The following is a 16955-nucleotide window of genomic DNA, read 5'->3' on the forward strand; positions in this document are numbered from 1 at the left end:
ATCCGCGGGAGCTGCGAATAAGATCCCGGAAATATGCCGATAAAAAAAAGGCTGGTCACCTTAAGTGACCAGCATTAGCCCACTGGGCGCTCTTTTCGTTTGTAGGCTACGCAGTCAAACGTGCGGGATGAGAACCTGCTGCAGGGTCGACTGAATCGCAAAGCGATTCAGTCTGATGCGTCAGCCTTAACCAGTGGGCGACCTCACCGTTAATGCCATAAAAAAAGCGCCCAACGGGCGCCTGTAATCGTAGTGTTACTGCGAGTCGCTTAGCGCTGTATCGCTTGACCCGGCTCCAGATTGAACTGTTTTAACAGCGTTTCAAGCCGCAGTGCCTGATCTTCCAACGCCGTAGCGGACAGGGCCGACGCGGAGACCAGCGAGGCATTTTGCTGCGTGGTACTGTCCAGCTCCGATACTGCACGGGCAATCTGCTCAATACCGCGGCTTTGCTCGTCAGAAGCAGAAGAGATCTCACCGACAATGTGATTGACGCGGGAAATGGCATTCACCACCTGTCCCATTCTTTCACCCGCACGCGCCACACGATTGTTGCCCTCGGTAATCTGACCGACTGACTCACTGATCAGGCGTTCAATGTCTTTCGCTGCCTGAGCGCTTCGCTGCGAAAGATTGCGTACCTCACTGGCCACCACCGCAAATCCGCGTCCCTGTTCACCGGCACGCGCCGCTTCAACTGCCGCATTGAGCGCCAGGATATTGGTCTGAAACGCGATGCTGTTAATGACGGCGGTGATTTCGGCAATTTTCTTTGAACTGGCCGAGATGTCACCCATGGTTTGCACGACTTCGCTGACCGCGGCACCGCCTTGTTCAGCCTGCAGAGAGGCTTCAGCCGCTATCTGACTGGCATGGCGGGCGTTGTCGGCGTTGTGCTTAACGGTAACAGTCAACTGCTCCATACTGGCAGCGGTCTGCACCACGGCCGCGGCCTGTTGCTCAGTCCGTGAAGAAAGGTTGTGATTGTCGCTGTTGATACTGCTCGCCGCCTGGGAGACGGTGAAGACGCTGTCGCGCACTTCCTGAATAATCGTCCGCAGACGGTGATTCATTGCCCCCATTGCCCCCGCCAGCTTGCCCAGCTCATCATGACCGCCAGGCGTGATAGTGGCACTTAAATCACCGCTGGCGATGCGCTCTGCCAGCATCAGGTTTCTTCTCACCGGATGTGTAATCTGGCGGCTAATCAGCCAGGCGATCAGGATGCCCAGCAGCACCGCAATGCTCACCGTCAGTAGCGTCAGGTTGATAGCGCCGTTGGTCAGGCTGCTGTTTTGCGATTTCATCTGCTGCAGAATATTTTTGATAATGGCACTGCTTTTATCGCCGTCTGCTTTAACCGCGCTCTCCGCCACGTTGAGGGCACGAAAGCCCGCTGCATAACGCTCACTGAGTTGCTTGACGTCGAGAGTCGCGCTCCATAATGCGTTCAGCTGCGTCTGTGCTTCTGGCGGCAACTGCGGCAACAAGGCCGTGATGCTGGACTGAATCGCGTTGGATTGCTGTTGAAGCTGCACGTCTAGCGCGGCAGCATTAGCGGGATCGTAACGGAGTAACTGAAGCTGGTCGCGTAACTGGCTGATGGCAAGAAGTTGCTGGAACAGCACGCTGGCATCAGTCACCTGGGTCTTAATCAACGCTTCATACAGTGTTGACTGGCTTTGCATGTTGCGTTGATCAAGCTGTTTTCCCGTTGCCGCCAGCGCCTGCATGGCTTGCGTCATCGCGGTGATACTGTTCTGAAAGTGGCTGAGTTGGCTGGCGATATCCTGAAGCTGGGTTTGCTGTTCCGGCTGCCACGGGTACTGCTGAGCATCCTGGGTGAGCAGAGAGGCATGAGCAATGTAATCTGCCATGACTTTTCCCGCTTTTTCATCCCCATACAGCAGTTTCAGCCGGTTTATTTTTGCCTGGAATACATCGATGTTGATGTCGTAAATCACGTTGCTCTGTTCATAAACGTCATGGATGTTTTTAAAGCGTAATACGCTAATACTGCCCGATCCCACGACTAACAATAAAACGAGTCCAAATCCCAAACTGAGTTTATGCGCTATTTTTGTATTTTCTAACCGCAACGCCATGACTGCTGCCTCCTGCCCATGTCAACGATGTTAAGCCAAATTGGTTATCGGTTGCCCGGCGCAGGAGTTTAGTGAGGATGCGGTTATTTTTCTGATTATGCGTAATCGCAAAATCGCTGTGCGATCATCACAGGCTTTTCCAGATATGCATCACAGCATAGCTGCGCCAGGGACGCCATTGCTGTGAACGCGCTTCTGCGGCCTTGGGCGTCAGGCCACCCAGGTTATTCCGTATGGCGATATCTTCTTTTGGAAACGCATCCGGCCAGCGCAGAGCGCGCATGGCGATATAATGGGCCGTCCAGGGACCAATGCCCGGAAGTGCCACCAGACGCGCCATGATGTCATCAGGCGTGAGCGTGGCGTTAAACCGTAAGCTGCCCGCCACACAGGCGTCAGCGAAGGCCAGAATCGCTCTGGCGCGTGCGCTGACAATGCCAAGGCTGGCAATCTCATTGACCGTCGCCTGCGCAATGCGCTGCGGTTGGGCAGAGTAGCGAGACAGGTCCGCGAAAGGCGTCGAGCAAGGCTCACCAAACGCCTGGGCAAACCGGCTGCTGAGGGTTGTCGCTGCTTTAACGGTGACCTGCTGGCCCAGAATGGCGCGGACGCCCATTTCAACGCTGTCGAACGCACCGGGCACGCGCAGGCCGGGAAAGTCATGAAGGCTTTGTGCCAGCAGCGGGTCCTGCTGCAGGTGGGCAGCAATGCGTTGTGGCTGGGCGTTCAGGTCAAAAAGATCGCGCAGGCGGCGCAGTAGCGCTGGCAGCACGGGCGTCAGAGACGGGGTGAACTCGACCTTGAGCGCCTGCTTAGCCGGAAGGTTCGACACGCTGACCCAGCCACGATATTGACCCAGCACGACGGTCCGTCGATAGGTTTGCCCCTCAACGCTCTCGATCTCTTTCATCAACCGTAACTGCAAAAAATCCAGCATCGCCTGCCAGTCGTAAGGCGGACGATAGCTGAGCTGTAACTGCATGGTATCGCCAGGCTGCTGAACGGACTGCGCAGCCGTTTTACGTAAAGCACCCGGCGTCATACGATAGCGGGCCTGGAACACGTCATTAAAGCGCCGCAAACTGCCAAAACCGCTGGCATAGGCAATATCGGTCACCGACAGGGTGGTTTCGGTCAGCAGCTGTTTAGCCAGTAACATGCGACGTGTCTGTTTAAGCTCCAGCGGGGTAACGCCCAGCTCCTGGTGCACAATCCGGCGCAGTTGACGTGCGCTGATGCCAAACTCGGTGGCGATATCGTCCAGCCCTGTATGCTCTTCCAGCAAACCTTCTTCGATGCGCTGCACCAGGCGATCGGCCACTCTGTGCGCATTGTCTACGGGCGCATTGCCCGGTGCCAGCTCAGGACGACAGCGCAGGCAGGGGCGAAAACGGGCTTTCTCCGCGGCTTCCGCGCTGCTGAAGAACAGACAGTTTTTTTTCATCGGCGGCTTAACCGGACATATCGGGCGACAGTAAATGCCGGTTGAGGTTACGCCAACAAAAAATACGCCGTCAAAACGCGTATCCCGCGACGTTAGCGCCTGGTAAGCCGTATCTGGATCAAACATGGTTTCTCTCCGGCAAATAGCGACAGCGTAGCGCTGGCAGAAAGGGTTGACTGGCTGTTTTCGGACAGCACATCAGTTTATTGTAATGACCGAAAACAGCCAGTTTAGCGCTAAAAAAATGCGATAATGCCAGACAGAATTGTGATGGGAGGAACCGCATGTATTACTGCAAACCTGTAACAACCCCGGTGGGAGAGCTGACGCTGATTGCCAGCGATCGTGGCCTGGCGGCTATTTTGTGGCAAGACGAAGTACGCAGGCATCCTCGCTTATCGCCCGTAGAGCGGGACGATAACCATCCGGTGCTTCAGGAAACGGAAACCCAGTTGCGCGAATATTTTGCGGGGACGCGCCAGCGCTTTACGTTGCCACTGGATTTCGCCGGCACGGCATTCCAGATAAAAGTGTGGCAGGCATTACTGAACATTCCTTTTGGTGAAACGCGCAGCTATCGGCAAATTGCCGAGCAGATTGGTCATCCTGCCGCGGTGCGCGCGGTGGGGGCAGCTAACGGTCGAAACCCGTTGTCGATTGTCGCGCCCTGTCATCGTGTCATTGGGACCAACGGCAAACTGACCGGCTTTGCAGGCGGGCTGGCGGTCAAAGCGTTTTTACTCCAGCTGGAAGCACCACAGCCGGGCTTGGTGGGGCTCTCTTCAACATGACCGCGAAATAAAACACGACACTCCGCCGCTTTTCCGCTATCGTGTTTAGCATATAAAACACGATGGCAGTATTTACGTCCTGTTAAGCCATAACCGGCGATTTTCGTTAATTTTACAGAACGAGAGCGGTGTCATGAGTACAATCTTCGATCCTGAAAACGCGGTTTATCCTTTTCCGCCCAAGCCTGCCCGGCTGAACGACGAGCAAAAAACCTTTTATCGGGAAAAAATCAAAGCGTTGCTGAAAGCCCGCAATGCCGTGATGGTGGCGCATTACTACACCGATCCGGAGATTCAGGCCCTGGCAGAAGAAACCGGCGGCTGTGTCTCTGACTCGCTCGAAATGGCGCGTTTTGGCAGCCATCACACCGCCAGTACGCTGCTGGTGGCCGGGGTGCGGTTTATGGGGGAAACGGCCAAAATCCTCAGCCCGGAAAAAACGGTACTGATGCCCACGCTGGAAGCCGAGTGCTCGCTGGATCTGGGCTGCCCGATTGACGAATTTAACGCTTTTTGTGATGCCCATCCCGATCGTACGGTGGTGGTGTATGCCAATACCTCGGCGGCGGTAAAAGCGCGCGCCGACTGGGTGGTCACCTCCAGCATTGCCGTGGAATTGATAGAACATCTGGATAGCCTGGGGGAAAAAATTATCTGGGCACCCGATCGGCATCTGGGGCGCTACGTCACCCAGAAAAGCGGCGCCGATGTTTTATGCTGGCAGGGTGCCTGTATTGTCCATGACGAGTTCAAAACCCAGGCGCTCCAGCGAATGAAAGCGCTGTATCCCGATGCAGCGGTATTGGTTCATCCCGAGTCGCCCCAGGCCATCGTGGATCTGGCCGATGCGGTTGGCTCAACCAGCCAGCTGATTCAGGCCGCTAAAACCTTGCCCCATCCCCAGATGATCGTCGCCACCGATCGCGGCATTTTTTATAAGATGCAGCAGGCGGTGCCCGACAAAATATTGCTGGAAGCGCCAACAGCCGGTGAGGGCGCCACCTGCCGCAGCTGTGCGCACTGCCCCTGGATGGCGATGAACGGCCTGAAAGCCATCGCCGATGCGCTGGAGTCCGGTGGTCAGGCTCATGAGATTCAGGTGGAGGCGGCCCTGCGGGAAGCCGCGCTGGTGCCGCTTAACCGTATGCTATCCTTTGCTGCAGATCTTAAACATAACGTGAAAGGAAACGCGTAACGCGCGTCGTTAACAGGTGCCTCATATGGATTTTTTTAGCACGCAGAATATTTTGGTTCACATCCCTCTTGGCGCCACGGGGTACGATCTGTCATGGATCGAAGCTGTCGGAACGCTCGCTGGCCTGCTGTGCATCTGGCTGGCCAGCCTGGAAAAGATTGTTAACTACGCCTTTGGTCTGATCAACGTCACGCTGTTTGCGGTGATCTTTTTCCAGATCCAACTCTACGCCAGCCTGCTGCTACAACTGTTCTTCTTCGCGGCCAATGTCTATGGCTGGTACGCCTGGAGTCGACAAACATCTGACAATCAGGCGGCGTTAACCATACGCTGGCTGCCGCGGACAAAAGCCATCGGCTGGGCTGTTGGCTGCGTCATCGCGGTGGCCTTAATGACGGTGTATATCGATCCGGTATTTGCATTTCTTACCCGAATTACGGTCGCCATTATGAACGCGGCGGGCTTTGCCGTGGCCATGCCGACACTGCAGCCGGATGCGTTTCCGTTCTGGGATTCCTGCCTGATGGTGCTGTCGATTGTGGCCATGGTGCTGATGACGAGGAAGTACGTGGAGAACTGGCTGCTGTGGGTGATTATCAACGTGATTAGCGTGATGATTTTTGCCCGCCAGGGGGTTTACGCCATGGCGCTGGAATATGCCATTTTGACGTTGATTGCGCTGAACGGCTCAAGGATGTGGATAATCAGCGCACGAAAACAGGGTTCTCGTGCGCTGTCTGCTCAGTGATGATGCGCGTGCTCACCGTGCTCGTGATGGTGGTGAGCACCCTCAATTACCGGCGTGTTCAGTGCGCAATCCGGTCCGACACAGGGCTGAAACTCCATCTGTACCGTCGCGTGTTCAATCTGGTAATGGTCGTGCAGGTAAGTGTGAATGCGGCGCAGCAGGCCGTCATGATCCCGTGGCGGGATAACCTGCACGTGCAGCGTTAATACCGGCTTCTCGCCTACCTGCCAGACGTGCACATGATGGACATCGCGCACTTCGGCGATTTGACGCTTCAGATCGCGTCTGAGCTGATTCACGTCCAGTGAATCAGGTGCGCCTTCCAGCAGCTCGTGAAAACTTTCCCGCAGCAATGCCCAGGCGTTACGCAGTATCAGCAGTGACACCAGAATCGATAAAATGGGGTCAGCGGGCGTCCAGTTCGTGAGCAGAATGATCACCGCGGCAATGATGGCACCAACCGAACCCAGCAGGTCGCCCATCACATGTAAGGCTGCCGCCCTCACGTTCAGGTTCTTCTCTTCACTGCCGTGATGCAGCAGCCAAAACGAGAGAATATTAGCCAGTAAACCGCCAATGGCGATGCCCAGCATCAGGCCGCCGGTAATTGGCTGCGGATGGGAAAAGCGCTCAATGGCCTCCCAGACGATCAGCAGGGTGATCAGGATCAGGGCAATGGCGTTAACAAAGGCTGCCAGTGTGGTGAGCCGCAGCAGACCAAAAGTATGACGATCGCTGGGTTTGCGTTTAGCGAACTGGACTGCCAGTAAGGCCATCAGCAGCGCAGCGGCATCGGTCAGCATATGACCGGCGTCGGCCAGAAGGGCCAGCGAGCCAGAAATCCAGCCGCCAATGACTTCTGCCACCATAAAGAGGGCCGTCACGGCAAAGGCCGCCATCAGGCGCTTACGGTTGGTGTCCTGACCGCTATGAGAGTGCGTGTGTGCCATATGTTTCCAGTTTGAGTAATAACCTGTCGGTCAATGATATCAGCAATTGCCACTCAGCGGAGAGAGCCTGATGTTGCTTCGCCTTGTCCGACAGCTGCTGACAAAGCGTTGCCCCTTCTTCAATACCTATCAAAAGCCAGCTTCCTTTCATACGGTGTGCTGACTCGGCTAACTGCATAGCGTCACCTGCCTGATGTGCGGCGTGCAGTTGTGCCAGGTCCTTCTCCAGGGTATCACGTAACGTTTTGCCCAGGCGGTTAAGAAATTTCTCGTTTTGCTGCGCCAGCTGCCACAGGTTGTCATCCAGTGATGCCAGTGGATCGTCATGAAAGGCCGTCAGCACCTCGCCGATATCCTGTAGCTGCACCGGTTTAATCAGCACGCGTTCATGCTCACCCAACTGCACGTTAAGTAACTGGGCGTCGGCTGAACACAGCACCCGTAACTGCACGCCGCCGCGCTGACGCTGACGACGACGCAACAGGCGCAACAGGAGCGTGCCATCAGGGCGCGGCATCATTTGATCGATAAACAGCAGGTCGTAAGGGCGCTGCGCATCGGCCAGCAGCAGGTCGCGACCCTGTTCAAAACAATCCGCCTGAATCGCGAAGCGGGCAAGCTGCTGCTCCATCACGATCAGGTTCGTAGGATGATCGTCTACCACCGCTACGCGCAGGCCAGGAAAGCCCGGCAGGGCAGTTGGATCGCTATCCGGAAGCCGATCGCAGGGGATCAGCGGCAGGGTGATGGTCACCTCCGTGCCTTTGCCAGGCACAGAATGCAGGGAAATATCGCCACCCATGCGTTGCACCATCTCCCGACAAATAAACAACCCTAAACCGCTGCCCTGGACCGATACGGTTTTACCCGAGGGTGCCTGATACCAGGGATCGAACAGTTTAGGCTGCTCCTCCAGCGGGATTCCGCTGCCGTTGTCGCTGACGGTTAGCTGCAGCATGTCCGTGGCCGATAGCGTCAGACGAATCAGGCCCTGGCGGGTAAATTTAAATGCGTTGGTGATGAGATTGTTCACCACCTGCTGCAGGCGATCGGCATCCATCATCACCGCGTCAGGCAGTGGCGTCAGCGCTTCAACATGCAGACGCGGGCCGTCCGGGCGCATCAACGGATGATAAAAATGGCGCTGCTGCGCCAGCCAGGGGGCCAGCGCCAGCGGACGCGGCGACAGGGTAAAGCTGTTATTTTCAATACGGGCGTGATCTTGAAGATCGTTAAGCAGCGTCATCAGTGACTGCGCGCTACGGTGCAGAAGCTGCAGATTTTCACTGGATCGCTGCTGTTTTTCCAGCTCCAGCAAGCCCAGTATCGCCTGCATGGGCGTGCGCAGCTCGTGACTGACCGTGGCTAAAAACTGGCTTTTCATGGCGTTGGCGCGTTCGGCCTGCTCACGTTGTTGGCGATCGCGCCGCTGCTGCCAGTAACGTCGGGCAAGCAGCAGTAGCAAAATAACGATGGCAACACCGGCCGCCACCAGAACGGCTACCGGCAGGACGCGCATGGCGGTAACGCTGCCAGGCTGAGGTGGCATTGACCAGCGATCGCGCATCTGATTTTGTGTCTCGACGGGGATCTGCTGCAACGCGCGATCCAGCAGTGAACGCAGTACGGGTTGATCGGATGCGATGCCAACCGCAATGGGCCAGGCAATATCGCTGGCGGCAAAGGCCAGATGAATCTGCGGATCGTTACGACTGGCAATCCGCCAGCGCGCGGACAGCACGTTATCGACTAAGGCGTCAATCTGACCGGCTGCCAGCGCATCGTACAGGCTGTTTCGGTCAACATAACGTTGAACCTGCATATTCTCAGGGATAAGGCGTTGCGCCAGGTCATCCTGCAGAATACCTATGCGCTTGCCCGCCACATCGCTCCAGTGCGACCAGCCAGCTGGCTGGCGGATATAAATGCCCCACAGCGCGCGCCAGACGGGCAGGCTGGTGCTTTGGGTTTCACCGTTAAGCGGCTGCATCAGCTGCAACATAACCTGATGCTGAGCCAGCTGGCTGGCAGCCTGCTGAGGGTTACTGACCCAGCGCGGGGTAAAACGTAATCCTGTGCTTTGGGCGATGGCGTTAAGCAGGTCGATCCCGTAGCCGCGGGCAGTGCCGTTACTGTCCCGGTAACTCCAGGGATAGTTATCCGCTTCAGCCGCGTAAGCAACGATCGGGTGGTTCGTCATCCACTCGCGCTCGCTGGCGCTGAGCATCAGGGTCTGCGTGTCCTGATAGCGGGGAAGGTTGCTGCTCCAGCGCGCCTGCAGGGTGCTCATCAGCTCGGCGGGAAGCTGGCGCAGGCTTTGATTCAGCCATTCGATAAGCGCCGGATCGCGTGCGACGGCGCGCAGGTTGAGCTGTCCGGCATCGATACCGGAGGCAATCTGATAAATTTGCCCCTGCTGTAACTGGCTTAGCAAGAAACCGGCGCTGGTTTCATCTGCCACCACATAATCGTTCTGCTGATTCAGCAACGTATAGAGCGCCTGAAGATCGCTGCCGTAGGTGCGCCACTGATGGCGGGCTGCCAGCGCCGGTGGCAGTTGTGCCAGCGTGAGTTGGCTGATTGCCAGTTGGGCATTATGACTGTTGAACATCACGGCACGCTGGTTCTGCTGGTTACGATAAATGCGCAACGGGCTGCTAAACCAGCTGTCACTGGCCAGCGTATTCATGGCTAAAGGCGGGGCTATCATTCCCAACGCAAAATCAATCTGTCCGTCGTGCAGCGCGCGCAATAAGTCTGCCTGAGTGGCATATAAACGGAGCGTGAACTGCGCACCGGTTAACTGATGCAGCGCCGCCAGGTAATCGGCATCGATGCCATAAAGGTCTTTACCGACCAGCATCGTCCAGGGGGCGTTATTCTCCTCCAGCAGACCGACTCGCAGCACTTTGCCCTGCATCAGCTCAGCACCTTTCATCGGCATCATCATGGGCAAGTTGATGCTGCTGACCGGGCGCACGTCGCCGTAGGCCAGCGAGGTAAAGAGCAGCAGAAGCAGCAGCCAGCGTATCACTGCTGTGCTTTCCACAAATCGGCTAACTCAACCACAGAGTGGGCACCGGTCTTTTCCAGGATGTTCTTTTTATGGGTGCTGACGGTTTTGTTACTGATATGCAGTCGCTCGGCAATTTGCAGGTTGGATAATCCACTGGCCAGCAAAGCCAGTATCTGACGTTCTTTACTGGTTAACGGCAGTTCCGGCTCGTCGGGACAGTCGGGGAAGGTGGCATGTCCACCGAGCACCGCCAGAATCGCACTCAGCAACTGCTCCATGCGCTGGCTCTTCACCACATAGCCAGCGGCACCCAGCGCCTGGGCTCGCCTGACGTAGTGGCGGGTTTGCTGGGCTGAATAAATCAGAACCGGGCAGTCGGGTAAATGGATTTTCAGGCGGCGCAAGATCTCCAGCCCGTCACCATCGGGTAAGCCGATGTCCAGCACGATAATATCGGGTGGCAATTGCAGAAAAGGGCGGGCGGACTGTTCGCTGCTGGCGGAAAAAAGTTGCATGGGAATCGGTGATTTAGCCAACGCAGCTTCAAGTGCTACTTCAACCAGTGGATGATCGTCTATCAGAAGCAGTGAGGCCATGAACATTTCCCTGTTAATTTAACAGGCTCAGCATAGCGGAAGTTACGGCAGGATAAAATAAAGGAGAGCCAGGCTCTCCTTATCAACTCAACCGTCCGGTCTTACTGCGTGGTGCCGTCGGTTTTGGTATTAACGTGACCGCCACCTTTTTTGGTATGAACTTTTTTATTCATATCAGGGCATTTGCCGTCTTTACACTGGGTATTCTTATCAATCTCGTCAGCCGTCATATGTTTGCTGCTGGACGTGCTGTCAGCGGTCGGAGACGATTTCTCGGTGCCTGTGTTATTAATTTTGCTGTTATCGACTTTGTTCGGTGGCAGGTTCTCGTTAGCACCGCCAGCTACTGCGCCTGCGGCGGCGGCCTGGTTAGAGTTTCCGTTAGCAGCCATTGCTGCGCCACTGCCAAGAGTCATTGCTGCCGTCAGAAAAATTATTGCAAACTTATTCATCATTATGCTCCCGTTAATAAATGATATTTGCTGTCTCTAACCCGCTGCGATGTTTGGTTCAGAGAAAAAGCGCCCTGAGCGAAATAAAATTTCGCTGGTTAGCTTAAAGACAGGTATTAATAAAAGTAAGTCACCGTTCCTCAGTGGTTACCTTTAAAAGTCTAGACGCATAACCCATTTATGCAAATTTCACGCATACATTATACGTTCATCAGGAATTTACACCCTGTGCGCTTCGGGCTACATTGGCTGGGTTGTGTCCGGCGGGCGCCGGGCCAGAAATTATATGGAATGAGTATGAATTACCAGAACGATGATTTACGCATTAAAGCGATCAAAGAACTCCTGCCACCCGTAGCCTTACTGGAAAAATTCCCTGCAACCGACCGTGCTGCGCAGACCGTTTCGCAGGCTCGCCAGGCGATTCACCAGATTCTGAAAGGGGAAGACGATCGTCTGCTGGTGGTGATTGGGCCTTGCTCCATTCATGATACCGAAGCCGCACAAGACTATGCTGCGCGTCTGTTAACCCTGCGGGAACAGCTTAAGGGTGAACTGGAAGTCGTGATGCGCGTTTACTTCGAAAAACCGCGTACCACCGTCGGCTGGAAAGGGCTAATCAACGATCCTTATATGGATGGTTCCTTCCAGTTGAACGACGGCCTGCGTCTGGCGCGTAAGCTGTTGGTAGAGATTAACGATTCTGGTCTGCCTGCCGCTGGCGAGTTTCTGGACATGATCACGCCGCAGTACGTTGCCGATCTGATGAGCTGGGGCGCGATCGGCGCACGCACCACTGAATCACAGGTTCACCGCGAACTGGCTTCTGGCCTTTCCTGCCCGGTCGGGTTTAAAAACGGCACGGACGGCACCATCAAAGTGGCGATTGATGCCATTAACTCCGCCAGTTCACCGCACTGTTTCTTGTCAGTCACCAAATACGGGCACTCTGCGATCGTGGAAACCCGCGGCAACGGCGACTGCCATATTATTCTGCGTGGTGGTAAAGAACCGAACTACAGCGCCGCGCACGTCAGTGCAGTTAAAGCCGGTCTGGAAAAAGCCGGTTTACCGCAGCAGGTGATGATCGACTTCAGCCATGCCAACAGCAGCAAGCAGTTTCAGAAACAGATGCTGGTAGCAGATGATGTGGCGCAACAGATGATCAATGGCGAGCGCGGCATTATCGGCGTGATGATTGAAAGCCATCTGGTTGAAGGGAATCAGAGCCTGGAAAGCGGCGAACCGCTGATATACGGCAAGAGCGTGACGGATGCCTGTATTGGCTGGGACGATACCGAGAAGGTGCTGCGTCAACTGGCCGATGCGGTCAAACAGCGTCGCGGTTAACAGGGCGCAATAAAAAAGGGCCAGACAGTGTCTGGCCCTTTTTACAGAGAAGCAAAACTTACTTCGCTTTACCCTGATTCGCCACGGCTGCGGCTTTAGCTGCGATCTCGTCAGCATCACCCAGGTAGTAGCGTTTGATCGGTTTGAAGTTTTCATCGAACTCATAAACCAGCGGTACGCCGGTCGGAATATTGAGTTCAAGAATCTCATCTTCGCTCAGGTTGTCCAGGTATTTCACCAGGGCACGCAGTGAGTTGCCGTGTGCAGCAACAATCACTTTCTCACCGCTTTTGATACGCGGCAGAATGGATTCGTTCCAGTAAGGAATGACGCGTTCGATGGTCAGGGCCAGACTTTCGGTGGTCGGCAGCTGCTCAGGCTTCAGCGAAGCATAACGCGGGTCGTGTCCAGGGAAACGCTCATCGCTACGATCCAGCTCTGGCGGGGTTACCGCGAAGCCACGGCGCCACTGTTTTACCTGTTCGTCGCCGTATTTGGCGGCGGTTTCTGCTTTATCCAGACCCTGCAACGCGCCATAGTGACGTTCATTCAGACGCCAGGATTTTTCAACGGGCAGCCAGGCCTGATCCAGCTCATCCAGCACATTCCACAGGGTGTGAATGGCGCGTTTCAGCACGGAGGTGTACGCGAAATCAAACACGAAACCTTCTTTCTTCAGCAGCTGTCCGGCTGCTTTAGCTTCGGTACGGCCCTTGTCAGAAAGGTCTACATCATACCATCCGGTGAAGCGGTTTTCGTTGTTCCACTGGCTTTCGCCGTGTCGCACCAGAACCAGCTTAGTTACAGCCATAGCTTAACTCCTTAATACTTGATGTTTCTGAGATAATGGAAACCTGCTGTCGCCAGCCCGTTGGCTGACCAATTGCGTTCTACCATAGCGGAAAACAGCGCACTGCGTAAGTCTGTCTGTGACGCACTGCGCGTTTTTCACCCGGTTGCTCAGCGTGGCGTAAAGCGATAGCGCGTGACGGATTCCCAACGATCTCCCGGCTGTAACCAGCAATCATCCTGTGGCCACTCGGGATGATTAGGTGAATCCGGTAAAAATTCACTCTCCAGCGCGATCCCCTGAAACGCAGTATAGCGTTCCTGCTCCCGGGCGCGCGTACCGGCCAAATAGTTACCGCTGTAGAACTGCAATGCCGGCGCCGAGGTGGTGACGCTTAACTGCAGTTTACCGTCCTGCGACCACAACTCAGCAGCAGGCTGACTGTCATCGCCTGCGCTGTTGAGCAGGAAAGCATGGTCATAGCCTTTGACCGCCTTCTGGTCGTCATCGGCAAGAAAATCCTGCTCAATGCTTTTGGCCTGACGGAAATCGAAACTGGTGCCGTCCACCGCCTTAAGTGGTCCGTTGGGAATCCCCTCGCTATCCACGGGCAGGTAACGATCGGCGTGCAGTTGTAATCGATGCTGACGTGCATCGCCATGATGCGCGTCAAGATTAAAGTAAGCATGATTGGTCAGATTGACCGGGCAGGGCTGATCGCACTTCGCCTGATAGTGAATCGACAGGCAATTATTGTCGTCCAGGACATAGCGTAAATCAGCAATAAGATTGCCGGGATAGCCCTGATCGCCATCGGGCGAGTCGAGTCGATAATGCACTTCACTTTCTGACTGGCTGACGATTTGCCAGCGGCGTTTATCAAACCCCTCAGGACCACCGTGTAGCTGGTGGTCGCCCTGATTCGCGGCCAACTGCCGGCCTGTTTTAGTCAGTTTTGCGCTGGCGATACGGTTAGCATAACGGCCTACCGTGGCACCCAGATAAGCATCCTGATGCAGGTAATCGGAAGGCGTTGCGCAGCCAAGCAATGCTTCACGTACGTGACCATCCTGCAACGGCACCCGCGCCGATAACCAGGTCGCGCCCCAGTCCATAAAGGTGGCAATCATGCCATTGGCATTGCGCAGCACGGTGATGCGCCACGGCTGACCGTCCGGCGCATGGGAATTGACATCGCTTAACATTGGCCTGCTCCTTCTGATGCTTTACAAACGTAGAAGGTCTCCTTGATGCCCGTTTTGGCTTCATACTGGCTGGCGACGGCGGCCTGCACCTGATCCACCAGCTCAAGCGGCATCAAAGCAACAATACAACCGCCAAAACCGCCGCCGGTCATACGGACACCGCCACGATCGCCGATCTCGGCTTTAACAATCTCGACCAGCGTATCGACCGGTGGCACGGTAATTTCAAAGTCATCACGCATTGATGCGTGAGATTCGGCCATCAGTTCGCCCATGCGCGCTAAATCACCACGAGAGAGCGCCTCGGCGGCCTCCAGCGTACGGGCATTTTCGGTGATGACATGACGTACGCGCTTAGCGACCTGGGGATCTAACTGAGATTCCGCGGCGTTAAACTCAGCGAGTTCAACATCCCGTAGCGCCTTTTTGTTAAAGAAGCGCGCGCCGGTTTCACACTGCTCACGGCGGACATTGTATTCGCTGCCCACCAGACTCCGGCGGAAGTTGGAATTAATGATAACCACGGCAATATCGTCCGGCATAGAAACCGGCCGGGTGCCGAGCGTCCGGCAATCCAGCAGCATGGCATGATCTTTTTGACCCAGCGCGGAAATCAGCTGATCCATGATGCCGCAGTTACAGCCCACGAACTGGTTTTCGGCTTCCTGACCGTTCACCGCAATCGCCGCACCGTCCAGCGCCAGGTTAAACAGCTGCTGGAAAACCGTCCCGACAGCCACTTCCAGGGAGGCAGAAGAGCTGAGGCCCGCACCCTGTGGCACGTTGCCACTGATCACCATATCGACACCGCTAAAATCCGGCGCGCGTTGCTGTAAATGCTTCACGACGCCGCGAACATAGTTCGCCCACATGGGTTCTTTTACGCTGGTAATCGGCGCATCCAGCGCAAAGGTGTCCTGCGCCTGATCGTAATCGACGGCGACGACACGAACCTGGCGGTCGTCACGCTTCGCACAGGCGATAACCGTTTGGTAATCGATGGCACAAGGCAGCACGAAACCGTCGTTGTAATCGGTGTGCTCGCCAATCAAATTGACGCGGCCTGGGGCCTGAATCGCGTGGGTTGGCGCATAGCCAAAGGTTTCAGTAAAAACCTGCTGCGTGATGGTTTTTAAGCTCATTGTTGTGCCTCACGGAAATGAATATCGCTCACGGAACGCAGGCGTTCTGCTGCCTGTTCTGCGGTTAAATCGCGTTGGGTTTCAGCCAGCATCTCGTAGCCGACCATAAATTTGCGCACCGTTGCTGAACGCAGCAGCGGGGGATAAAAGTGGGCGTGCAACTGCCAGTGTTCATTGTCTTCACCGTTGAACGGCGCGCCGTGCCAGCCCATGGAGTAGGGGAAGGAGCACTGAAAAAGATTGTCGTAACGGCTGGTCAGGCGCTTGATGGCGTTAGCCAGATCGTCACGCTGCGCATCGGTCAAATCGGTCAGGCGCTTAACATGGGTTTTTGGCAACAGCAGGGTTTCAAACGGCCAGGCTGCCCACCACGGCACCACGGCCAGCCAGTGGTCCGTTTCTACCACGGTACGGCTGCCATCCTGCTGTTCACGCGCGCTGTAATCCATCAGCATCGGCGAGCCCTTTTGGGCAAAGTAGCGGCGCTGAAGATCGTCTTCACGCTGGGCTTCATTAGGCAGAAAGCTGTTGGCCCAGACTTGTCCATGTGGATGGGGATTGGAGCAGCCCATGGCGGCGCCCTTGTTCTCAAAGACCTGTACCCACGGGTAGTGCTGACCCAGTTCTGCCGTTTGTTGTTGCCAGGTGCGGACGACTTCTTTCAGTGCGCTCAGGGACATTTCTGGCAGCGTTTTACTGTGATCGGGCGAAAAGCAGATGACACGGCTGGTACCGCGCGCGCTTTCGCAACGCATCAACATGTCATCACTTTCTGGCGCGTCTGGCGTATCCGTCATCAAGGCCGCGAAGTCATTGGTAAAAACGTAGGTGCCTTGATAATCAGGATTCACATCACCTGTAACGCGCGTGTTGCCCGCACACAGAAAACAGTCAGCATCGTGCGACGGCAGCGTATTCACCGCAGGCGTTTCCTGGGCACCCTGCCAGGGACGTTTGGCACGATGAGGAGAAACCAAAATCCACTGGTCAGTCAGGGGATTGTAACGGCGATGGGGATGATCGGCCGGGTTAAATTTTTCCATGTTGCATCCTGGTCAGCGTCAAAATAAAAAAGGCATCGATAAAACGTAGCACATCAGCCGCGTTGAAAACGTGATCCAGTCTGGATAAGTGGTATCGTTTACACAAGCTGAATATTCTTATTTAAAGG

14 protein-coding genes are annotated in these 16955 nt (G+C 55.5%); 4 read left to right on the forward strand and 10 right to left on the reverse strand.

The window, feature by feature from the left end:
• Window positions 1–269: 269 nt before the first annotated feature.
• Both NR177_RS04855 and NR177_RS04860 read right to left on the reverse strand, forming a co-directional pair.
• Window positions 270–2105 carry a methyl-accepting chemotaxis protein gene (locus NR177_RS04855; protein WP_256852397.1) on the reverse strand — a complete coding sequence of 612 codons (1836 nt, stop codon included), beginning with the start codon at window positions 2103–2105 and terminating at the stop codon, window positions 270–272.
• 127 nt (window positions 2106–2232) lie between these two features.
• Entirely contained in the window at window positions 2233–3675 is a 1443-nt protein-coding gene (locus tag NR177_RS04860; protein WP_256852398.1) for an AlkA N-terminal domain-containing protein, read from the reverse strand.
• 158 nt (window positions 3676–3833) lie between these two features.
• Here NR177_RS04860 and NR177_RS04865 point away from each other — a divergent pair, with 158 nt between their 5' ends.
• From NR177_RS04865 to pnuC, 3 genes are all read left to right on the forward strand, one after another.
• Complete coding sequence (locus tag NR177_RS04865) at window positions 3834–4340, forward strand: methylated-DNA--[protein]-cysteine S-methyltransferase (protein ID WP_096012134.1); 507 nt, start codon at window positions 3834–3836, stop codon at window positions 4338–4340.
• A gap of 133 nt (window positions 4341–4473) precedes the next feature.
• Entirely contained in the window at window positions 4474–5535 is a 1062-nt protein-coding gene (nadA, locus tag NR177_RS04870; RefSeq protein WP_063878806.1) for a quinolinate synthase NadA, read from the forward strand.
• A 25-nt stretch (window positions 5536–5560) separates the two neighbouring features.
• Window positions 5561–6283, forward strand: a complete 723-nt coding sequence (gene pnuC / locus NR177_RS04875; RefSeq protein ID WP_063878807.1) for a nicotinamide riboside transporter PnuC — start codon at window positions 5561–5563, stop codon at window positions 6281–6283.
• Here pnuC and zitB read toward each other — a convergent pair.
• The 4 genes from zitB to NR177_RS04895 form a co-directional block, all read right to left on the reverse strand.
• Window positions 6277–7233: a CDF family zinc transporter ZitB gene (gene zitB / locus NR177_RS04880; RefSeq protein WP_096012135.1), complete on the reverse strand. Its 957-nt coding sequence runs from the start codon at window positions 7231–7233 to the stop codon at window positions 6277–6279. The two genes, pnuC and zitB, sit on opposite strands and share 7 nt — an antisense overlap.
• Window positions 7211–10282 carry an ATP-binding protein gene (locus NR177_RS04885; protein ID WP_256852399.1) on the reverse strand — a complete coding sequence of 1024 codons (3072 nt, stop codon included), beginning with the start codon at window positions 10280–10282 and terminating at the stop codon, window positions 7211–7213. The genes zitB and NR177_RS04885 overlap by 23 nt, the downstream gene beginning before the upstream one ends.
• Window positions 10264–10845, reverse strand: a complete 582-nt coding sequence (locus NR177_RS04890) for a response regulator transcription factor (protein ID WP_109717178.1) — start codon at window positions 10843–10845, stop codon at window positions 10264–10266. Before NR177_RS04890 ends, NR177_RS04885 begins: the two co-directional genes overlap by 19 nt.
• Before the next feature lie 101 nt (window positions 10846–10946).
• Window positions 10947–11300 (reverse strand): YbgS-like family protein, encoded by a 354-nt coding sequence (locus NR177_RS04895; protein ID WP_063878811.1) that lies wholly within the window; start codon window positions 11298–11300, stop codon window positions 10947–10949.
• A 294-nt stretch (window positions 11301–11594) separates the two neighbouring features.
• On the opposite strand from NR177_RS04895, the gene aroG reads away from it, so the two are divergent.
• Window positions 11595–12647, forward strand: a complete 1053-nt coding sequence (gene aroG, locus NR177_RS04900) for a 3-deoxy-7-phosphoheptulonate synthase AroG (protein WP_256852400.1) — start codon at window positions 11595–11597, stop codon at window positions 12645–12647.
• A 58-nt stretch (window positions 12648–12705) separates the two neighbouring features.
• Here aroG and gpmA read toward each other — a convergent pair whose 3' ends face one another.
• From gpmA to galT, 4 genes are all read right to left on the reverse strand, one after another.
• On the reverse strand, window positions 12706–13458 hold the full coding sequence (gene gpmA, locus NR177_RS04905; RefSeq protein WP_063878813.1) for a 2,3-diphosphoglycerate-dependent phosphoglycerate mutase: 753 nt from the start codon (window positions 13456–13458) through the stop codon (window positions 12706–12708).
• Between the two features lie 149 nt (window positions 13459–13607).
• Window positions 13608–14642: a galactose-1-epimerase gene (gene galM, locus NR177_RS04910; RefSeq protein ID WP_145395024.1), complete on the reverse strand. Its 1035-nt coding sequence runs from the start codon at window positions 14640–14642 to the stop codon at window positions 13608–13610.
• Complete coding sequence (gene galK / locus NR177_RS04915) at window positions 14636–15784, reverse strand: galactokinase (protein ID WP_063878815.1); 1149 nt, start codon at window positions 15782–15784, stop codon at window positions 14636–14638. Before galK ends, galM begins: the two co-directional genes overlap by 7 nt.
• Window positions 15781–16827 carry a galactose-1-phosphate uridylyltransferase gene (gene galT, locus NR177_RS04920; RefSeq protein ID WP_145395025.1) on the reverse strand — a complete coding sequence of 349 codons (1047 nt, stop codon included), beginning with the start codon at window positions 16825–16827 and terminating at the stop codon, window positions 15781–15783. Before galT ends, galK begins: the two co-directional genes overlap by 4 nt.
• Between the last annotated feature and the right edge of the window lie 128 nt (window positions 16828–16955).

Origin of the sequence: Pantoea sp. Fr+CA_20, from assembly GCF_024520835.1 — a bacterium.
GTDB lineage: Bacteria > Pseudomonadota > Gammaproteobacteria > Enterobacterales > Enterobacteriaceae > Pantoea > Pantoea allii.